We start from the raw sequence: 20,341 nt of genomic DNA on the forward strand, positions 1-20,341 counted from the left end.
CATGAGGACATACAAATAAAATAAAAGGGGGAGCTAGATCAGTGATTTCTAATGCCTATCGTGCCAGTTGGAAAATCGCGCTGGTGTTTGTACTGGTATTTGCCACGTTATCGACAGGGTCAAACACGACGCGATCAGCCCATGCAGCCGCTATTGAGCCATACATAGGAGAAATTCAGCTATTTCCATATAATTATGCACCAAGTGGCTGGGTATTTGCAGCGGGTCAGACATTAACCATCTCGCAGAATCAAGCTTTATTTGCTCTACTTGGAACGCAGTATGGTGGAGATGGAAGAACGACCTTTGCATTGCCTAATCTAACTTCATTGTCGATTCCTGATGGTATGGGCTATTATATCGCATTAAACGGAATATACCCTTCACGAGGTGATGGCGTTGCTAGTATCGATAACAGTATTGATGCGCTAGCAGGGGAAGTACGTTTATTTCCATATGGCTATGCTCCAAATGGCTGGGCGCGCCTCGATGGTTCCTCACTGTCAAAGTCACAGTTTCCTTTGCTTTATAGTATACTTGGTTCGCAATCGGATAGCGGTGACGGTTCAACCTTCACATTACCTAATATTAGTAATCCTTTGCCGGGACAGCGGCCATTTTTTGCTATCGCTCTATCCTCTAGCAACTCCAATCAACAGGGAAGAAATATCGAGGATGGAACAGGAAATGAATTTCTAGGGGAAACGATCCCATTTGTTGTGCCTATGCAGACAACAGCATCTGCGACAGATGGACGTACGCTTCCGATCGCTTCGAATCAGGCGTTATTTGCCCTCATTGGTAATACATTTGGTGGAGATGGTATGCGGAACTTTAATCTGCCCAATCTGACGAGCAATCCCTACTCCTTTTATTATTATACGTTTATGCATGGAGTGTTTCCGAGTAGAGATTCCTCGGGCGCTGTACCTTCCTCTCTAGCAGGTACAAGTGAAATAGCTACAGTTGGTTCAGGTGGTACAAAAGACTATAGCAAAGCCGATTTGCTGTCTTCTTCAAATGGAACAGGAGTATCTATTCGTACACAGCCACAGCATGGAACCGTTGTCGATACAGGTGGTGGTTTGACCTATACAGCGCAAGCGGATTATGTAGGTGCAGATCATTTTACTATTCGGACGTATAATGCTACCGGATTTGCCCAAGGGTATTCAACGATCTCGATTCATGTAGAATCGCCGAAGCCTCCGGTAATAACAGGTGTGAGTGATGGCGGAGTATACAATCAGCCAGTAACGCCTGTAATCAGCAGCGGTCTAGCAACGCTCAATGGTCAACCCTTTACAAGTGGAACGCCGATCACTGCAGACGGTAGCTATACGCTACTGGCAACGAATACTTATGGTTCCCAACAGATCACGTTTACCCTTGATTCCACACCACCCGTGGTAAGCGGTGTGACGAACGGTGGACGTTACACCGTACCACCTACCATTTCGTTTAACGAGGGTACAGCTAAGCTGAATGGTATGGCATTTACAAGCGGAGGGTCAATCAGTCAGGAAGGGAATTATACCTTGATCGTTACGGACACAGCTAACAATAGCTCCACGATCACATTCAGCTATTATGCGCCGCGTTTGCTTTCCTTTAACAGTAATGGCGGAACGAGCGTAGCTACACAAAATCTGTATTACGGCGACGTTAGTGTTGAGCCGGCTAAACCAACACGGACGGGCTATACGTTTACCGGCTGGTATCGTGATGCAGAGCTAACGCAACCGTTTGATTTTGCCAATACAGCAGTAACGGCGAGTACGCAGCTGTACGCGGGCTGGAGTATGAATCAGTATGTGATCAGCTTTAACACTGATGGGGGAACAGCAATCGCACCTGTGACCGTGAACTATGGCTCACTGGTGAGTCCTCCAACTCCACCTACGCTTACAGGCTACTCGTTCAACGGCTGGTACAGCGATGCTGCACATACGCAGCTGTTCGACTTTACGAATAGAGTTATCACAGCAGACCTACAGCTGTATGCAGGCTGGAATATTAATCAGTACACCGTTAGCTTTGATAGTGGGGGCGGAACAGCGGTAGCCGATCGTGCGATTAGTTACAATACGCTTCTTAGCGAGCCGCCTGCACCGACACGTACGGGCTATACGTTTAACGGTTGGTATCGTGATGCCGCACATACCCAGCAGTTTGATTTTACAGCTACACCTGTAACGGCAAATATCCAGCTGTATGCAGGTTGGGTACTACAATCGTATACGGTCACATTCAACGTTTACAGCGGAGCGAATATGCCGAATCAGACGATACCATACGGTACGCTGATTACACGTCCGGCTGATCCGGTACAAGCCGGGCATACCTTTACAGGCTGGTATACGGATGCGGTGCATACGCAGCCATTTGACTTCCAGACGGTCATTATGACTCCGATTACAGTGTATGCAGGCTGGTCGGTCAATCAATATACTGCTGTGTTTAACAGTAACGGTGGTACAGCGGTGAGCGACCAACGGCTGGATTACGGCAGTCCATTATTCGATCCGCAGCAGCCGACACGTACTGGATATACCTTTACCGGCTGGTATGGTGATGCTGGCTTGCAGCAACGGTTTGATTTTGCATCATCAGTCATTCGTAGCGATATACAGCTGTATGCAGGTTGGGAACGCAATCAGTATACGGTGAGCTTTGATACGTATGGTGGCTCGGTTGTTCGGGATGTGTATATCGGCTATGGAGATTTGCTGACGATACCAAATGCACCGACAGCGGATGATGCTGGTTCCATATTTGCAGGTTGGTTTGCCGACTCACGGCACAATCTGCCCTTTGATTTTAGCCAGCCGATTGTATCGAATGTAATTCTGTATGCCAAGTGGGCGGTTCGCGTCCAGCAGATTACCTTCGATACAGATGGAGGGACAACGATCGCTGGGCAGAAGGTTGCTTATGGTGATCGTCTATCGCGTCCGGCTGATCCACAGCGCGCAGGCTATACCTTTGCAGGCTGGTATACGGATGCGGCACATACCCAATCGTTTGATTTTGCAACGGACCGAGTGACTGCCGATCTGACATTGTATGCCAAATGGACGATCACGGTTCATACGGTAACCTTCGATGTGGATGGCGGAACGACAGTACCGAATCAGACGGTAAATGAAGGTGCGACGTTGTCACGTCCGACTGATCCAACACGCAGCGGGTACACATTTAACGGCTGGTACAGTGATAGCGCCCGAAGTCAGCGTTTTGACTTTGCCAAGGTTACCGTGACCTCGGATGTGACGCTGTATGCGGGTTGGAACCAAATCTCTGAATCCAGTAGTGGAAATGGCAGAAGTGGAGGATCAACTTCCAGCAATACCAATATCAATACCACACAAGCACAAGTGACTATTCCGGCAGGGCAAGCGGGCGAGCTTCGCATCGGTTCTGGTGTATGGCTGCAAGTTCCAGCAGGCGCAGCCGATCAAGCACTGGAAATTAAGGCAAGTATGATGACGACACCGCCAACTGGGCTTGGTAGCGATCAGCGTGTGGTAAGCCCAGTCTATGAATTCCTCAAAAACACGCAGGGTACGTTCAAGATTCCGGTGAAGCTGACGTTGAGCTTTGATCCATCTACCCTTCGTAGCGATGAGAAGCTGGCTGTCTTTTATCAGACAGAGGCGGATACACCGTGGACGATGGTGGAGGGTAGTACCGTCAGCGGTAACACGATTAGCGCGAGTGTGAATCACTTTACACGCTTTACCGTTATGGCTGTTCCAGTAACGACAACGACGCCGACTACACCATCTACAGGTGGCGATAGCGATACGACTCCAACTCCGGTATCGACTACCTTTAGCGATATTAGCAATCACTGGGCAGCAGAGAGTATTCGCGAAGCCGCAGCGCTTGGTATTGTGAAGGGCTATGCGGATGGTACCTTCCATCCGGGGGGACAGGTGACACGCGCTGAGTTTACCGTAATGCTGATTCGGATGCTGAAGCCAGCAACGTCAGCTGGAAGCACCGATCTGCCAGCATTTACAGATAGTAGTCAGATTGGTGCATGGGCACGTGATGATATCGCGACAGCAAGTGCGCTGGGCTGGGTGAAGGGCAATGCCGATGGCGGCTTCCGCCCGAACGCATCCATTACACGCGCAGAGATGGCGGTTATGGTTAGTCGTGCGCTGGGATTGACGGGTACGACGGCTCATGTGACGTTCGCCGATGCAGCAACGATCCCAACGTGGGCAAACGAAGCGGCGGCTTACATGCAGCAAGCTGGATGGATGAATGGACGCACGAACGGAGACTTTGATCCATCCGCAGTAACCACACGCGCGGAAGCAGCACAGGTGCTGATGCGCGCACATCAATAGTGAGCTGGGAATGAGATGTAAAATGAGACTCAATTCCTGTCTATAGTAACAAGATAATGTACCGAAATCAGCGGCTATCTCTAGAGATAGTCGCTGATTTTATATCATCTAGCTGCAGGGAATCTATCGCTGGTTGATCGGCGGCATATGAGTAGGGTCAACAACTCATGATCTGTATACGGGATGGTGAATATACACTCTGGCTTTCTATTATGAAAGTACGTCAAACAACCGATTATTTATATAGTTTGATTGCTCGATCGCTCTAGAGATGAAGGGACGCACGAGACTACAAATTAGATCCAAATAAGGAACCAGACTGTATTAGTCAAAAGGGTAGATGCCCATGCGGTGGAAACGGCACAGATCGACCGGAACATGAGGCAAACAGAGAACGGATTCATAATTGTAGGCGGAGGCGATAAGATGAAGCAAGGCAAAATCGGGAATCGGATAGCTATGATGAGTTTAGTGATTCTGTTGATGATAGGGTTAATACCACTGCATCAAGCATATGCACTGCCTGTTGCGGTCGCATTTAATGTAGATACACAAACAGACTATAGTGATCTTCAAACTGCTTTCAATTCAGCGAGTGACGGAGATACGATTCGATTATTAAGGGATATTACGATTAGCACGTCCGGCAGTGCCATTGTGTATAACAACCCAGCCGTAAACGTGACATTTGATCTGAATGGATACAATCTGATTCGTCAGGCTCCAGCAGGGATGCTGGATGGTGGCGATGGCGCGACGATTCAAATCAGCTCAGGTATGCTGACTATTCAGGATAGTAGCACAGGGCAAGCAGGCTCGGTTCAGTTACAAAATAGCAACAATAGCGTAGGTTCTGCTGTGAATATCGCTTCCTCCGGTATGCTTCATTTGAAATCCGGTTCACTGCTTGGTGATGGACAAGGAATATTTGCGTATGAATCTGGTGCACACTTTGATATTAGCGGTGGTATGGTTTACGGCAGCGCTAATACAGGCAGTTCGGAAGGGATTGCTGCTACGACAAATGTATATGGTAGCATCTCCGGTGGATATATCGGTACGAGAAATCTAGCTTCCGCGATGATCTATAGTGCATCTGCATTGAGCACCAAGTATTGGAGTGTGACCGGAGGCTACTTTACCTCAGATTCCTATACTGACTCCAGCACTCACAAAATTACTGATTTTGCGAAAACAGGAACATTGGTTACATTGAATCCACCCAAAACACAGTCGTTATCAGGCTCCACAGCATATCTGTACCAGCTTTCTTTTTTAAGTAAAGAAGATACGCCTGCGGCATTCTTGAATCCAATGAATGAAAGGCTTATCAGCTTTGTTCCTGATGCGACGTATACGGTAAACGGAGACACGTATACCGCAGATGCTAACGGTACGATTGCTCTACAAGGCAATTGGATCGGTTCCAATCTGAGCGTTGTGAAGAAAGGCACTGATGGAGTGTCGTTAGACAGTACGCCTCAATTGATCACGATTCCGTCGCGTCCAGCGGTGCCCAGCGTAACGGCAGATGATACACTGGATACGATAATCGGCGTTACTAGCGCTATGCAGTTGTCCATAGACGGAGCGAAATGGTTGTCTTATTCGCCAAGCAACCCGCCACAGTTGAGTGGTGCGCATACGGTGATGGTACGATATGCAGCAACATTTCTTCCGACAGCATTAGCAAGTGAAGCAACACAGCTTACATTTACTGCTTCTACTCCAACAACGCCGACAACACCAACAACACCAACAACACCAACAACACCAACAACACCAACAACACCAAATAACCCTGCTACCACATATAAAGTGAATGGAACTGTGGTGGAATCGAGTGGAACGACAGTGGTGGCAGTCACCTATGCGAATGTCCAATTGTATCAAGGCAAAGTAGCCATCGGAACGTCAGTGACAACGGATGCCTACGGTACCTTTTCCCTATCCGGCATTAGCAATGGAACGTACAACTTGACGGTGACCAAGGGCGATCGTATCGTCACCTATTTGATCACAATTAACGATAAGGATTATCAGGTTGGTGACAATATATTCGTTTTGTCAGCAGGCAATACGAATAGTCAGGTACAAATCAATGGCGGCGATACACCGAAAGTGACCGTGGGCGGATTAAACAATCTGTTTCAGGATACACAATTCAGCTTCCTGCCAGCCGATCAGCAGCTGATCAATGACGGCGGTAAGGTAAATATCGCGCTTGCGGTCGAGAAGAAGGATGCGACGAACGCCGAAGGCATAGCAGCCCTACAGACGCTTGCCAGTGGACAGACCATCCATCTGTATCTGGATATGACGTTATTCAAAATCAGAACAACAGCAGCCAATGTATCATCAACCACAACGATTCCGACCGTAGGCAGCTTGCTACAGATCGTAGTACCTTACGATTCAACAGGTCAAAGCAATGTAATCATCTATCGCTATCACAATGGAGTGGCGCAGCAGCTGACAGCTCTGCCGTATAGCACCATTTCTCCCAATCAAGAAGGCTATATGCTGAATCCAACCAATAACGAGGTCGTGATCTGGTCGCAAAACTTCTCAACCTACGCTATCGCTTCAGGCGCGAAAACAACGACACCCGTCGTTAGCAACGGTGGAGGAGGGGGAGGAAGCAGCTTTACGACAGGTGCTTCTTATCCGATCACTGTGACACCTTCTGCGGGCGGATCAATTAGCCCGTCCAGCCTGCCAAGCGTACCAAAAGGCAGCAATCAGACGTTCACCTTTACACCGAATCAAGGCTACACCATTACGGATGTACAGATTGACGGCAAACGTATCGGTGTTGTCAGCACGTATACGTTTACCAATGTGACCGCAGCTCATACGGTCAACGTTACATTTGCTCCAGTCGCTAGTAATACTTCACCAAAGAGTGAAGGCTTGCCGTATTATATGAACGGTAACAAAAAAGTATGGATCGGCTTCGCAGCATTGATCAATGGAACGATGAAATATATCGCGCCAGCAGGCAAAGAGGTATTGTTCCAATCGAATGCACATTCTTTCTCAGATCTAAGCGGACATTGGGCAGTCGCCCCAGTAAGCTTTGTCGCAGATCGTGACATTTTCCTCGGTACTGGTAATGACCAATTTACACCGAACCAAGCGATGACACGCGCTATGTTTGCTGCAATCATTGGACGACTGTATGAGCGCAGCTATGGCAGCCTGAGTGTAAGTGGTGCGAATACCTTCAAAGACGTATCCGCGAATAGCTGGTACGGCACCTACGTCAACTGGGCGGCGCAACATGGCATCATCCAAGGCATGAGTGCAACATCGTTTGACCCGAATCGCAACATTACACGCGAAGAAATGGCAGCGCTGCTGTACCGTTTTGCATCGTTTATGCAGATGAACAATACAATCGATCCAGATCACCAGCTGACATACACCGATGCAGGCAGCATGGCAGCATGGGCAAAACCTGCCGTACAATTCTTTGATCAAAACGACATCATCAACGGTCGCAGCGCCACCCTGTTTGCGCCAAAACAAACCGCAACCCGTGCAGAAGCCGCAGCCGTAGTCGAACGATTCATCGAACTGGCAGTTGCCCAATCCACGAAATAATGTAGATCCATATGTGATACGTGTACGAAAGTAAACGTGACAAAATAAACAACTACACATCCTATACCACACACCCAGCTACAAAAATAAAAAAATGCACAATACAAAGGCGACTTTTCCCAATTCAATTAAAGGGAAAAGTCGCTCTTGTTTTACCCTGACCCAATGCACTGGCAGGCATGGCAACGCTTGTGTCTGCGAGCAATGCGGAACGGAGAGAAGGAACTAAGGGGAAAGGATGATTTACAGTGTTAGCGATCTTCTAACACGTGGTTCAATGAAAAGTGATTTTTGCAAAGCAAAATATCTTACAGCTTTTGAGCGTGGGAATCTACAATGAATTCCTAATCCGTAGATTCCCGCGGCTCCACTGAGTCCGCCCGCTTATTCCTTCTCAACGTGGATAAACTCCAAGCAGATAAGTTTGCATCCCCACCCAAGTTACTGATTTTTTTATAGCAACTCTGGTTAAATAGACATGTAAGACATCTTGAATGCAGTCTTTATCTAGAGGAGGGCTAATGACAATGAGTACAGAAGCAATCTTTGAGGCGATGAAGAAACGAAGAAGTATCTATGGCATCAGCAAGGAAGCCGTTACATCGGATGAGCGAATTCAAGAAATTGTGGAGCAGGTTGTGCTGCACACCCCATCCGCATTTAACTCCCAGACAGCGCGCATCATCATCCTGTTGGGTGAGAAGCATGATCAGCTGTGGGACTACACCACGAATATTTTAAAAGAAATCGTACCAGCCGACAGCTTTGAGCCAACACAGCAAAAAATGGACAGCTTCAAAGCCGGGTATGGAACGATCCTGTTCTTCGAGGATGAAGCAGTAATCCGCGGTATGCAGGATCAGTTCCAAGCCTATCAGGATAAATTCCCGGTATGGTCGCAGCAAGCAAACGGAATGCACCAGTATCTGATCTGGACGCTGCTGGAAGCGGAAGGCTATGGCGCATCGCTACAGCATTACAACCCGCTGATCGACGAGAAAATCAAAGCAGAATGGGATATTCCAGAAAGCTGGACCCTGATCGCTCAGATGCCGTTTGGTAAGCCGACTGCACCTGCGGGTGACAAAGAGTTCAAGCCGCTGGAAGAGCGTATCCGTACACTGCGCTAATACACAAGTGAACCATCCGTACCGTATCAGCGAGAGCGACCTCGACAAATCGTATCGACAGATACAGGGAGATGCCATGCGCTGCATACAAGGACATACAAAACAACCTTCACATTCACCGATAACGGTGAGGGTGAAGGTTGTTTTTCGTTTAGCGATTACGGTGCATCGATTACCTCAAAGGAAACCTCGCCCACCTGCACGCCATTTACATACAGATGAATATGATGCGTTCCTGCGTAATATTTTCGCGTCGTAATCAGCTTAAACGAATGCTTTTTGCGCATAGGATGATGCCCGGGGGCAAAGTTGCGTGATACCCAGCGGAACCGCTTGGGCGCCTGCTGCCCGTTTGCTTTCATAAACTGCATTTCATAATCGATGCGTACATGTTGAGCGGATGTATCCTCATTATGCAGCACAAAGGAAATGTCGATCTCGCCGCCAATTGCTACCTGCTGCGCACTGATCTCCAAATCGCTGATACGGACCGCCTCATTGGCAATGTAACCGAACAGCTCCATCACCTGCGGATGATCCTGCTTGAGCAGCGTTCGGCAGCCATGCTTGACGATCCAGTCCGTATACGGATGCTGCCCATACCACTGGCGAGCAATCTCCGCGATCCGCTCCGGGTGATCCTTGGCGATGTCGTTCAGATGATTAGCGACACTTTTGCGCACATACAGTGACGAATCCTGCTTGAGCTGCTCCAGCACAGCAAGGGTCGGCTCTGGATCGTTCATAAATTGTTTGAGCTGAAACGACCACGGTAAGCGCGGACGGAAGCCTTCGCTTGCTAACCGTCGGATATGCTCGTTATCGTCCTGCGCCCAGATCTTCATCTGTTGTAGCATTCCAGCGGGGTCCTGCACGATGAATGGACGCACTGCAAACTCCGCGCTAGAATACATGGTCAACACTTCAAGCGCCTTCATGGAGCATTCCACCTGCTCCAATCCGTTCAGCTCCACATAGTCTGGGAAAAATAAATACTCTACGCCTCGGCAATGTGGCGCAATCTGCATCAACAGCTGTACTGCCTGCTCATACGGCAGCGGCAGAGCAGCCGTCAGCGCTTCGCTAATCCGCCGAATGCGCTGCTTGAATGCTAGTTCTGTCCAATCGCTGCGATACACCTGTTCATGGAATACCTTCTCGTCAAAATCATCTGTATGCTCATTCACAATCTCTACAAATCGCTGCAAAAAATGCTCGCTATACCGTTCCTTGAATGTCTCCATTCACACTCACTCCCGTCGCTTGCTATGTACATTATCAGATTAACGGACAATGGTGACAACTGCCGTCACCATTGGCAAAAAAGAAGTCATGCTGTACGTACAGCATGACACCGATATGCCAAATATCATGTACGGTGGATCATTTTGGCAGCAATCTTGATCAATTGCGCTCGTTCTTGTTGTGTGAGTCGTTCGGCGGCTTTGTCGATCCGCTGCTCAATCTCACTTCCGACCGTATGAACAATATGCAGTCCGCTGTCAGTGAGACGAACAGAGAAGCTTCTCCGGTCAGTGGACGAAGCAACGCGTTCTACGAGTCCACGGCGCTCGGCACGATTGATCAGCCCGGTCACACTGGATTTATCCAGATTCAGATGATGCGCCAGTTCCTGCATACCCGGTTCACGATCACGCAATATACCGAGCAGACGAATCTGTACAAAGGACAAATCATGCTCAGTACCTGCCTCTAGCAGAATACTTTGAATCAAATATGTAAGCTGAACCAAATGATCCACTAACGGCGTCTCACTCGGTTGTGGTGACATATTATAGTGCATATTTATTCACTCCTGTAATAGCAAAATGTAATGATGAAGTTGGAACTCTGTATGATGACGATTGCCGAAAAGAATTGAAGATGTTTATCGGTGATCGTATATGTGCAGATATGGATGTGTGTAGTATAGCATAGAAAAACAATGTAGTACGCGGTACAAACTTTTTATTGACTTTGTTTGTGTCACAAACTATATTATACCCAACAACTAATTTGTTGGTATGACAAACTAAAATAGTTTGTGTAACTAACTAAATAGATGGATAAGCAAAAATAGAATCTAAGTAAATCATTCTATTCAATATGGAGGAGATTGGAATGAAAGCAGCAGTTGTATATGATTTTGGCAAACCGCCACAATATGACCATTTTGAACTTCGTAGCGTGCAGCAACCGTATGAAGCGTATGTGGATGTACTTGCCGCTGGATTGCATCAGCGGGTTCGCTCTCAGGCAGAGGGTTCGCATTATACCAGCATGGGGCAATTGCCACTGATTCCGGGTGTCGATGGCGTAGGCAGATTGGAGGATGGACGTAAGATTTATTTTGCGATGGAAGATGATGTACTTGGCTCGATGGCGGAACGTACGATTATCGACATACGCCGCAGCGTGGTCGTTCCAGAAGATGCCGATCCTGTGCATATTGCGGCAGCGATGAATCCTGCGATGTCGTCTTGGGTGGCACTGCGCAGTCGTATCGATTTTCGTCCGGGCAGTCGGGTACTGGTGATGGGGGCGACTGGTAATTCGGGACAGATGGCGGTACAAATCGCCAAGCTACTCGGAGCGGATCAGGTGATTGGCGCTGGACGCAATCGAGAGCGATTGGATGGACTAACGAAGCTAGGTGCTGACACGATCGTATCGCTAGAAGGGGAGCCGGCTGAAGTGGCGGAACGTCTAGGTGAAGCGGCGTCGGAAGTGGATGTCGTGATTGACTATCTGTGGGGAGCACCGACAGAACAAGCGATTATGCCCCTATTGACCCGCCGTCAAGATCGTAGCCGTGCGCTGGATTGGATTCAGATCGGCTCCATGGCAGGCGCCCATGCACAGATTCCTTCCGCTGCGCTACGATCTGCCAATGTTCGCTTATTGGGAAGTGGGCAAGGTTCCATCACAACTGCTGGTTATCTGGCGGAATTTCCGGCATTGATTGACTGCATAGCATCTGGGACACTGCACATTCCAACGCAAGCTTGTCCATTGTCCGATGTGGAGGAAGTCTGGACTGCACCTACTGATCCTCAGAAACGTATCGTATTCGTTCCTATGTAAGTTGGTATGAAGCAGATGTACCTATTCATTTCATGAGTCGACGATAAGACATGTTATATAAAAAAACCGGTCGCTAGAAGCTGCATTCTCGTAGGAGAATCGCTTCCGGCGACCGGTTTTGTTTACAGAGTGAATGCTAGTGGGATGTTGCTGTCTAGAAGCTAGAAGGATCATCCAAAGATGAAAGGAGTGTCCAAAGATCAGCGGATGCTTACTCTTTGTCCGCTTCTTTGTCTTCTTCAACTGGTTCTGCTGCTTCGATATTCAGCAAGTCAGAACCCTCTTCCAAAATGCCTTCTTCCGGCAGAGCCAGACAAGGCTGACCGGATTCGTAGTAACCCTCAACCTCATCCTCGGTCAGATCGGTTTCCGGCAATGTCCAGACGGACACACTGCCGCCGTTAACTGGGAAGTTCGCCCAGCCATCTTCTTCAATCTGCACATGATGACGACGGTTGCCAGTCAGGTCGATCCAAATCTGTCCAGCACGTTCTTCACCGACAAACATGCGTTTCTCGCCTTCCTCACCGTTGGTCATCACGACCGCACAGCCGGAACGCTCAATATCTTCACTGCCTCGGCGTACCCAGCCAATGGTGTTCGGATGGTCAAAATAATCATCCTGCTCGCCATAGGATTTGTGGTAACGCGCATACAGCAGGCAGTTCAGCATATCCTTCTTGTCCGGTACTGGGTTCTCGCCGCCGATGCCGAAGTAATCGCCATAGAAGACGCAAGGATACCCATCCTGACGCAGCAAAACAAGGCTGTATGCCAGTGGTTTAAACCAATCTTCAATCCACGATTCCAGCGCTTCATCCGGCTGGGAGTCATGGTTGTCGACGAAGGTAACGGCATGTGTTGGGTGCGTCTGTACCAGTGTATCGTTGAAGATCGTGGACAGATCGAATGCACTGCCCGATGTGGATGCTGCATGCAGCTTGTAGTGCAGGGAGACGTCGAACAGATCGATTTTGTAATCGACGGTATCGAGGAACTCCTGCGAAGCTGCCAGCTCTGGATTCCAGAACTCGCCCACGATATAGAAATCTTGTCCGCGTTTGTTGATCATCTCATTCACAAATTCGCGTACAAACTCATAGTTAATGTGCTTAATCGCATCCAGACGGAAGCCATCGCAGCGAGTCGTATCGATCATCCATTTGCCCCAGTTGACCATTTCCTCGCGTACTTCTGGCATATTGTAATCAATATTGGCAAACATCAGGTAATCGTAGTTGCCAAATTCGTTATCGACATTTTCATTCCATTGTTTGTCCCCGTCGGCAATGCGGAAAATACCATTTCGTCCTTCGCGGTTATCAAAGTCGGTTCCGTTGAAGTGGTGGTAGTTCCATTGCATCGGCGAATAGGTATCACCACGTCCGGGGAATGTAAATTTGGTCCAGCCCTCGATCTCAAACGGTTCATCCGAGATTTCCTCGGTACGGTTGTTCGGATCGACCTCGACCACCTTGAATACCTCGGTTTCGTCTGCACCAGCTTTGTGGTTCATGACCAGATCGATATAAACGTTCAGACCGAGACGATGACAGACGGCAATCGCATCCAGCAGCTCTTTTTTGGTTCCGTATTTGGTGCCAACCGAGCCTTTTTGGTCAAATTCGCCCAGATCGTATAGATCATACACGCCATATCCTGTATCCTCCGGCGAATTGCCTTTGGTTACTGGTGGAATCCATAGCGTACCGATCCCTGCGCGCTTCAGTTCAGGTGCCAGATCCTGCAGCCGTTTCCAGTGTGAACCGTCAGCCTCCACATGCCACTCAAAAAATTGCATCATTGTCACATTGCGATTCATGTATACATCTCCCTTTCTAGCGATGGTGAATTCCAAACGTGAGGCTTCATACTGAGCGATTGTAACAGCGCAAAATCAATTGCGACCTCCAGCGTTTGGTCATTCAAACGAGAGCCATACGAATATGACCCTCCTGCATGCAAGCAAACGACCTGCCGATCAGGCCAGATACGGAGAGTCTTATGCTCATCATACACATCTGTCGCAGCGGCACGCGGCTGTGAAGAACATTACCCATTTAGTTATCGGAGCTAAACATATTTGTTGGTACATATAATGCACATAACAACCAATTTCAGAAAATAAAGATGGAATCTTTTTATAAAAAGGCTTACATGTTTGCAGATAGCGGTACGGATGATGAATGAGCCGCATAGCTTAGAGGCGGGCGTACACGATAAACAAACACAAGCGATAGACAAACAAAAACCCCCGGAGACATGCTCCGAGGGTTACATAGTATGATCACGCTTTGGGGTATAAAGGGGTAATCACAAGGATATGCGGTGTTGCAATTATCGCACGCAAGTATAGGGGAATACTTACGCTTCTTCTACGTCAAAGCCAGCTTGTTTCCATGCTGCTGTACCGCCATCGATGTAAGCTACATCGGTGAAGCCCATCAGCTTCAGCGCGTATGCGCCCAGTGCCGCTTGACCACCTGCGCCACATGTTACGAGGATTGGACGATTGCGATCGCTCAGACGCTCGTCACGCAGTTCTTCCGGCAGACCAAGATCGGCACGGATAGGCAGCATACCAAGGGAGATGTTCGCGCTGCTTGGGATCAGACCACATGCGCCAGCGTCTTTGGCATCTTGTACGTCAATAACGAACGTGTCTGGGTTTGCGTTGATTTTCTCGCGTGCTTCTTGGGAAGTTACGCCCGGTACGTTGTTTCTTGCTTGCGTTACCATATCTGTAAATGTCAATGCCATGGTTCATCATCCTCCTGAATTGTGGTTGTTATATTGGGAATTTCGTAAAGTGCATCCTTTTATATTTACCCTTAATCTGGGAAATATCGTCAGGAAATGGCTTCGCCAGCGAGTACTTTTTGCAGATCAGCTTCGATTTCCGAAGGTTCGAGGCGGGAAGGGTATTGCTTCACAACCTTGCCGTCGCGATCCACCAGAAACTTCGCAAAGTTCCATTCAATATCGCCCGTGCGGGATGGCTCAGGTGCTGCATCTACCAGATAGCGGTACAGCGGGTGAGCATCGTCGCCTTTGACATCAACTTTGGCAAATAGCGGGAAGCTTACATTGTAGTTCACTTGGCAGAAGTCCTTAATTTCGGCTTCGCTGCCGGGTTCCTGTCCTTTGAACTGGTTGCAAGGGAAGCCCAGTATTTCAAAGTCGGAATCTTTATACGTATCGTAAAGTTTTTGCAATCCTTCATACTGAGGAGTCAGGCCGCAGCCACTCGCGGTATTCACAATCAACAGTGTTTTTCCTTTGTAATCGGATAACGATTGTTCCTGTTTGTCGATTGTCAGGGCAGAATAATCATGCACAGACATTATATAATCTCCTCACTTTCATTTTGTAAAATTATATTTGATAAAACATAATTTAATTATACTGTTCCACTGCGGAATGTCAAATCAATCTTTGACCTCCATCCAATCTTCATAAACCGTACCGCCCCATCTCCAAACGGCATTTGAAAAATTTGTTATTCCTTGACAGGAATATATGCCCATTGTCCCGAATTGTAAAGCAGAGGTAATATATTTATAAAGGTAGAATATATTGCTTTATCGTATTCGCTTTTTTTATTTACGTATTGTTGATTCAAAATGGGGAATGTGGTTTCAAACGTTGTATTCATCCAACTGGGAGGTAGAGACAATGAGAATACTGATATCCGGATTTGAGCCGTTTGGTGGACTTCCTATCAACCCGACGGAGTACTTGCTTGAGGCGGTCGAGGATCATTCCTTTGCGGATATTCAGGTAGAACTGCGGACGCTGCTGTTACCGGTACATTATGATGAATGCGTGGAATTGATGATTCGTGCAGCGGAGGAGTTTCAGCCGGATGCTATTATTATGTGCGGATTGGCGGCTGGACGAACGGCGGTCAGTTTGGAACGAATCGCTGTCAATGTGAAGAATGTCGAGCCGGGCGCTGAGTATGCCGATAATCTGAATGCGAGGCCGCAGGATGTGCCGATTCGCGAAAATGGACCGGATGGTATTTTCTCCACCTTGCCAATTCGCGAGATGACTTGTCGTCTGCTCGAAAATGGCATTCCGGCGATGGTATCCAATACGGCAGGAACCTTTATTTGCAACAATACGATGTATGGCGTGCTGGATTATCTGCAACAGCATCATCCAGGCGTGCGTGCCGGATTCGTTCATTTCCCAGCTTCTACCCAAATGGCGCTGCACAAGCCAACGATGCCGTCGCTGCCGATGGATCTGATGACTCGTGCGCTGATGCTGATCATCCGTACAACGGCGGAGAAATTGCAGCATGACGCGCAAGAACTGGACTCTGCGGCATCGCTGTGAGAGATGAGTTTGTAGCGTGGAGCGACGGACAGGAACATGGGAACTACAGAAAACGGAACTACCTATTCCAGATAGATCATGCAATGACGAATAATCGATTGATGATAAGGAACAGTTTGCTGACGATGGACAGCAAACTGTTTTTCTGTTGATTGCATTTTTTGGTAGGAATTGTTGTAGATGACAGCTATGCAGAGCAAGAAGTAAAGTGCGGGGAATGTATCAGAGATCGTAGAGTGAAGGCGTCGAAGGGAAGGAATGGAACGCAAATAGTGGAGCAAAGGCATGAATAGATAGGCAATAGAGCGCAGATAGTGGAGTAAAGTGATGAAAGTACAGACAATGAAATGTAGTGAAACGAAGGCGTAAGAGTACACGCAAAAGTAGGATGCGTAAAACGATTGACTTTTGTCTATGATGTAACTATACTGGTTACAACGGTGGTGATACAAAATGAAACAAATTAGTACACGCTTCTCTATGGCGGTACACACGCTGTCGCTGATTCATCTGTGTCCATTGGAATGCACGGGCGACTTTATCGCCGCAAGTGTGAATACGAACCCGGTTGTGATTCGCCGGATTATGGGCATGCTGAAAAAGGCAGGGCTGATCGAGGTGCGCGCTGGCATCGGCGGAGCCTATCTGCTGCAACAGCCGGAGCAGATTACCTTGCTCGACATTTACCGTGCCGTGCATGTGACCGAGGAGAATCAACTATTCGGCATTCATGATCATTCCAGTATTGCTTGTCCAGTAGGACGCAATATTGAGCAGGTGCTTCAGCAAGAACTGCGCGAAGCGCAAACGGCAATGGAACAGCGTCTTGCCCGCACGACACTGGCACAGCTGAGCAGCCAATTCGTCAACGCATAAAAAACAGTCACAAGTAGCCACAGACAGAAATGAGAGCCTCTATCCAAGGCTTTTATTTTATACATTCGTTGTAACCATTTTGGTTATGACGCGCAATACGTATACCTAATTTTCACATTATAGGAGGATATGAAGATGACAATTTTAATTACAGGTGCAACAGGACACTTAGGCTCCAAAGTCGTAAACGAATTACTCAAAACTGTACCAGCCAGCGAGCTGGCAGTCAGCGTACGCAACCCGGAGAAGGCAGAGCATCTGCGTGAGCAGGGCATTGATGTGCGTTACGGTGATTTTGATAAGCCAGAAACACTGGAAGCGGCATTCGCCAATGTGGATCGCTTGCTGATCATCTCGGCGGACGGTGATAACGAGACGCGCATCCGTCAGCATAACGATGCGATAGCAGCGGCTGCACGTGCCAATGTTGGCTTTATCGCCTATACGAGCGTGGGCAATGCAGCAAATAGCCAACTGTTCCTTGCACCCGTACACAAAGCAACCGAAGAAGCGATTCTGGCGACAGGTATTCCATATTCGTTCCTGCGCAACAACTGGTATTTGGAAAATGAACTGTCTAGTATTCAAGCTTCTGCTGCTGGCGCGCCGTGGGTAACGTCCGCAGGCTCCGGTAAAGTAGGCTGGGCAACACGCGACGATTACGCTGCTGCGGCAGCAAGTGTGCTGACTGGTGAAGGTCACGACAATACCATTTACGAATTGTCGGGTCCCTTGCTGACACAGGATGAGCTGGCTGCTGCGGCTGGTGAAGCACTGGGCAAAGAGATTCCTGTACAGCATGTGGATGATGCCACATATGCCGAGATCATGAAAGGTGCTGGTCTGCCGGACTTCTTGATCCCGATGCTGGTGAGCATCCAACACGATATTCGCGCAGGTGAACTGGCAGTAGAGCCAAGTGATTTTGAAACATTGATTGGTCGTCCATTGACTCCAACCGTAGAGGCAATCCGTCAACTGTTGAGCGAGCAAGCATAACGAAGACGAAGATATGACGAGTATTCTGTTATCCCATTGCACAACAGCGATGAGGTCATGACGATGCGGGATACTTGGTATGTATCAAAGCTCTGTATAAACGACAAACCGCCCCGGCAGCAGGTGATGATAGACCTGCGCCGGGGCGGTTTTGTATCTATTCGTATTGTCGTCGATCAGGATTGAGAAGCAGGCTTGACCTTATGCTCGCCATCTTGTCGGTTACTCCACCAGCGCAGCACCCAAGCGGTAACCGCCCATACGAGACTAACCGCCATCAGCGGGAACATCAACAATAACGGAATATCAATCAATGCTCCAATATAATCGGGGTGAACCATTTGATAAATCCAGCCCGGTAAGGTAGAGCCTAATCCAATCACAAATAATATAGCAGCGCTGATCCATGCTCGGCGCGTCAGCCGCATGGCGGCAATGATCAACACCAGCAGCACGGCGAGTTCCAGCAGCCAGACGATACGAAACAGCGGATCAGGAAATGCTGTTGCCGGATTAATAAGCCACATCATACTGCACCTTCCTTAATAAAACATGGATTTGTTACAGCCATTATACCGTATGGGCTGTATGCAAAATCGTCAAGTTTGTAAACGCAGGCGGTATGCAGATTACTGTTTTGCAATGTTTTTCATCGTCCCGGAACGTCCCATCCTGCGTTTGTATCTCTCTATACATTGATACGGACCATAGACTACGGTGATTAGTACAGGCACATGCTCTTATTGCGCGTCATCTTCAAAAGTGATAACAATTTTACCTTTGGCATGGTGTGTTGCGCTAAGACGATGCGCTTCGCGCAGACCTTCCTCCGAAAACGGCAGCTCCGTGCCGACGATTGCATTCACTTTTCGTTGCTCCAGCAATTGACCGAATTCTTGCAGCTGCTTGCCATCCGGTTGTAACCAGATTGCCTTCGCCGTTACGTTATGCTGCTTGGCAAGTTCTTCATCGGGCTGATCCAAAATGGAGATCAGGCGACCACTGCCTTCTTTGAGTACCTTGAAGCTATCCTTTTGAATCTGACCACCCATCGTATCGAAGACGAGATCAATATCGGATAACACGTCGGCAAAATTAGTAGATTTGTAGTCAATCACTTCATCTGCGCCAAGGGATTTCAAAAATTCAGCATTGTTGGCGCTGGCAGTTGTGATGACATGCGCCCCTGCATGCTTGGCGAGTTGAATGGCGAGTGTACCGACACCACCTGCTCCGGCGTGAATGAGTACCTTTTCGCCTTCCTTGAGCTGACCGTGATCAAACAGCGCCTGCCAAGCGGTCAATCCAGCCAGTGGAATCGAAGCAGCTTCAGCAAAGCTGATACCCGGTGGCAATGGAGCGAGCAGGTGGTCATCGATTGCGGTATATTCGGCATATGTGCCAAAACGCGTTGTATCTGGACGGGCAAAGACCTGATCGCCGATTTTCCATTCGGTTACGTCATCACCGACCTCAGTAATGACACCAGCGGCATCCCAGCCGAGAATGATCGGGAATTCCCAATCCATCATCTGCTTCAAATGACCTTCGCGTAGCTTCCAATCAATCGGGTTGATGGAGGTTGCTTTTAGCTTGATGACAACCTGCTTGGGACCCGGCTTCGGATCGGGCACCTCTGCCAGTTTGAGTTGATTCTCGTCACCGTATTGTTCAATCACTACTGCTTTCATGTCTATTCCTCCTTGATTGCGTGATGTGTATGTCACCTAGAATTGCAGATACTTTTAATGAAATAAGCGTACTGTTATGTACATACCCATTCCTGCATGTGCAAACACACGGAAATACAGTAGCAGATGAAGGACACAAGCATGAAATCATACAGCAGGTGTAGATTATGGGGAAAGTAGACTTTGACCGTTTGCTTTTGTTTTGCCATGATAGTCCATAGATACAAATAGAAGACCATCTAGACATGAA

The 20,341-nt window shown here is 48.3% G+C and carries 14 protein-coding genes; 7 read left to right on the forward strand and 7 right to left on the reverse strand.

Annotation, left to right across the window (positions count from 1 at the left end; all coding sequences use genetic code 11):
- The first annotated feature begins 41 nt into the window (after positions 1-41).
- The 3 genes from ABXR35_RS18635 to ABXR35_RS18645 all read left to right on the forward strand — a co-directional run bounded on the left by ABXR35_RS18635 (position 42) and on the right by ABXR35_RS18645 (position 9,097).
- On the forward strand, positions 42-4,361 hold the full coding sequence (locus ABXR35_RS18635; protein WP_367063546.1) for an InlB B-repeat-containing protein: 4,320 nt from the start codon (positions 42-44) through the stop codon (positions 4,359-4,361).
- Positions 4,362-4,787: 426 nt separating this feature from the next.
- Positions 4,788-7,967, forward strand: coding sequence for an S-layer homology domain-containing protein (locus tag ABXR35_RS18640; protein WP_367063547.1), 3,180 nt, complete (start codon positions 4,788-4,790; stop codon positions 7,965-7,967).
- A gap of 527 nt (positions 7,968-8,494) precedes the next feature.
- Positions 8,495-9,097 carry a nitroreductase family protein gene (locus tag ABXR35_RS18645; protein ID WP_367063548.1) on the forward strand — a complete coding sequence of 201 codons (603 nt, stop codon included), beginning with the start codon at positions 8,495-8,497 and terminating at the stop codon, positions 9,095-9,097.
- A 158-nt stretch (positions 9,098-9,255) separates the two neighbouring features.
- On the opposite strand, the gene ABXR35_RS18650 is transcribed toward ABXR35_RS18645, so the two are convergent.
- Together ABXR35_RS18650 and ABXR35_RS18655 are read right to left on the reverse strand one after the other, a co-directional pair.
- Positions 9,256-10,341, reverse strand: a complete 1,086-nt coding sequence (locus ABXR35_RS18650) for a DNA alkylation repair protein (protein WP_367063549.1) — start codon at positions 10,339-10,341, stop codon at positions 9,256-9,258.
- 125 nt (positions 10,342-10,466) lie between these two features.
- Positions 10,467-10,901, reverse strand: a complete 435-nt coding sequence (locus ABXR35_RS18655) for a MarR family winged helix-turn-helix transcriptional regulator (protein WP_367063550.1) — start codon at positions 10,899-10,901, stop codon at positions 10,467-10,469.
- 317 nt (positions 10,902-11,218) lie between these two features.
- On the opposite strand from ABXR35_RS18655, the gene ABXR35_RS18660 reads away from it, so the two are divergent.
- A complete protein-coding gene (locus ABXR35_RS18660; RefSeq protein ID WP_367063551.1) occupies positions 11,219-12,181 on the forward strand; it encodes a quinone oxidoreductase family protein in 963 nt (320 codons plus the stop codon).
- 211 nt (positions 12,182-12,392) lie between these two features.
- Here ABXR35_RS18660 and ABXR35_RS18665 read toward each other — a convergent pair whose 3' ends face one another.
- From ABXR35_RS18665 to ABXR35_RS18675, 3 genes are all read right to left on the reverse strand, one after another.
- Complete coding sequence (locus tag ABXR35_RS18665) at positions 12,393-14,003, reverse strand: alpha-amylase (protein WP_367063552.1); 1,611 nt, start codon at positions 14,001-14,003, stop codon at positions 12,393-12,395.
- Between the two features lie 542 nt (positions 14,004-14,545).
- Positions 14,546-14,941, reverse strand: a complete 396-nt coding sequence (locus ABXR35_RS18670; protein ID WP_367063553.1) for a rhodanese-like domain-containing protein — start codon at positions 14,939-14,941, stop codon at positions 14,546-14,548.
- A gap of 89 nt (positions 14,942-15,030) precedes the next feature.
- The gene (locus ABXR35_RS18675) at positions 15,031-15,525 is read right to left on the reverse strand and encodes a glutathione peroxidase (protein ID WP_367063554.1); all 495 of its coding nucleotides are present in this window, start codon (positions 15,523-15,525) and stop codon (positions 15,031-15,033) included.
- A gap of 331 nt (positions 15,526-15,856) precedes the next feature.
- On the opposite strand from ABXR35_RS18675, the gene ABXR35_RS18680 reads away from it, so the two are divergent.
- The 3 genes from ABXR35_RS18680 (at position 15,857) to ABXR35_RS18690 (ending at position 18,400) form a co-directional block, all read left to right on the forward strand.
- Positions 15,857-16,525, forward strand: a complete 669-nt coding sequence (locus ABXR35_RS18680) for a pyroglutamyl-peptidase I (RefSeq protein WP_367063555.1) — start codon at positions 15,857-15,859, stop codon at positions 16,523-16,525.
- Between the two features lie 453 nt (positions 16,526-16,978).
- Complete coding sequence (locus tag ABXR35_RS18685) at positions 16,979-17,401, forward strand: Rrf2 family transcriptional regulator (RefSeq protein WP_367063556.1); 423 nt, start codon at positions 16,979-16,981, stop codon at positions 17,399-17,401.
- A gap of 135 nt (positions 17,402-17,536) precedes the next feature.
- Positions 17,537-18,400 (forward strand): SDR family oxidoreductase, encoded by an 864-nt coding sequence (locus ABXR35_RS18690; protein ID WP_367063557.1) that lies wholly within the window; start codon positions 17,537-17,539, stop codon positions 18,398-18,400.
- Between the two features lie 176 nt (positions 18,401-18,576).
- Here ABXR35_RS18690 and ABXR35_RS18695 read toward each other — a convergent pair whose 3' ends face one another.
- Together ABXR35_RS18695 and ABXR35_RS18700 are read right to left on the reverse strand one after the other, a co-directional pair.
- Positions 18,577-18,930 carry a hypothetical protein gene (locus ABXR35_RS18695; RefSeq protein WP_367063558.1) on the reverse strand — a complete coding sequence of 118 codons (354 nt, stop codon included), beginning with the start codon at positions 18,928-18,930 and terminating at the stop codon, positions 18,577-18,579.
- Positions 18,931-19,140: 210 nt separating this feature from the next.
- Positions 19,141-20,091, reverse strand: a complete 951-nt coding sequence (locus ABXR35_RS18700; RefSeq protein WP_367063559.1) for an NADP-dependent oxidoreductase — start codon at positions 20,089-20,091, stop codon at positions 19,141-19,143.
- Between the last annotated feature and the right edge of the window lie 250 nt (positions 20,092-20,341).

Source organism: Paenibacillus sp. JQZ6Y-1 (genome assembly GCF_040719145.1).
GTDB classification, from domain to species: Bacteria; Bacillota; Bacilli; order Paenibacillales; family Paenibacillaceae; genus Saccharibacillus; species Saccharibacillus kandeliae.

Excerpts from the sequence above, each read along its gene's own strand:
- ABXR35_RS18640 (WP_367063547.1), top strand. The coding sequence starts at position 4,788 with ATGAAGCAAGGCAAAATCGGGAATCGGATAGCTATGATGAGTTTAGTG.
- ABXR35_RS18645 (WP_367063548.1), top strand. The coding sequence starts at position 8,495 with ATGAGTACAGAAGCAATCTTTGAGGCGATGAAGAAACGAAGAAGTATC.
- ABXR35_RS18650 (WP_367063549.1), bottom strand. The coding sequence starts at position 10,341 with ATGGAGACATTCAAGGAACGGTATAGCGAGCATTTTTTGCAGCGATTT.
- ABXR35_RS18655 (WP_367063550.1), bottom strand. The coding sequence starts at position 10,901 with ATGCACTATAATATGTCACCACAACCGAGTGAGACGCCGTTAGTGGAT.
- ABXR35_RS18660 (WP_367063551.1), top strand. The coding sequence starts at position 11,219 with ATGAAAGCAGCAGTTGTATATGATTTTGGCAAACCGCCACAATATGAC.
- ABXR35_RS18665 (WP_367063552.1), bottom strand. The coding sequence starts at position 14,003 with ATGAATCGCAATGTGACAATGATGCAATTTTTTGAGTGGCATGTGGAG.
- ABXR35_RS18670 (WP_367063553.1), bottom strand. The coding sequence starts at position 14,941 with ATGGCATTGACATTTACAGATATGGTAACGCAAGCAAGAAACAACGTA.
- ABXR35_RS18675 (WP_367063554.1), bottom strand. The coding sequence starts at position 15,525 with ATGTCTGTGCATGATTATTCTGCCCTGACAATCGACAAACAGGAACAA.
- ABXR35_RS18680 (WP_367063555.1), top strand. The coding sequence starts at position 15,857 with ATGAGAATACTGATATCCGGATTTGAGCCGTTTGGTGGACTTCCTATC.
- ABXR35_RS18685 (WP_367063556.1), top strand. The coding sequence starts at position 16,979 with ATGAAACAAATTAGTACACGCTTCTCTATGGCGGTACACACGCTGTCG.
- ABXR35_RS18690 (WP_367063557.1), top strand. The coding sequence starts at position 17,537 with ATGACAATTTTAATTACAGGTGCAACAGGACACTTAGGCTCCAAAGTC.
- ABXR35_RS18695 (WP_367063558.1), bottom strand. The coding sequence starts at position 18,930 with ATGATGTGGCTTATTAATCCGGCAACAGCATTTCCTGATCCGCTGTTT.
- ABXR35_RS18700 (WP_367063559.1), bottom strand. The coding sequence starts at position 20,091 with ATGAAAGCAGTAGTGATTGAACAATACGGTGACGAGAATCAACTCAAA.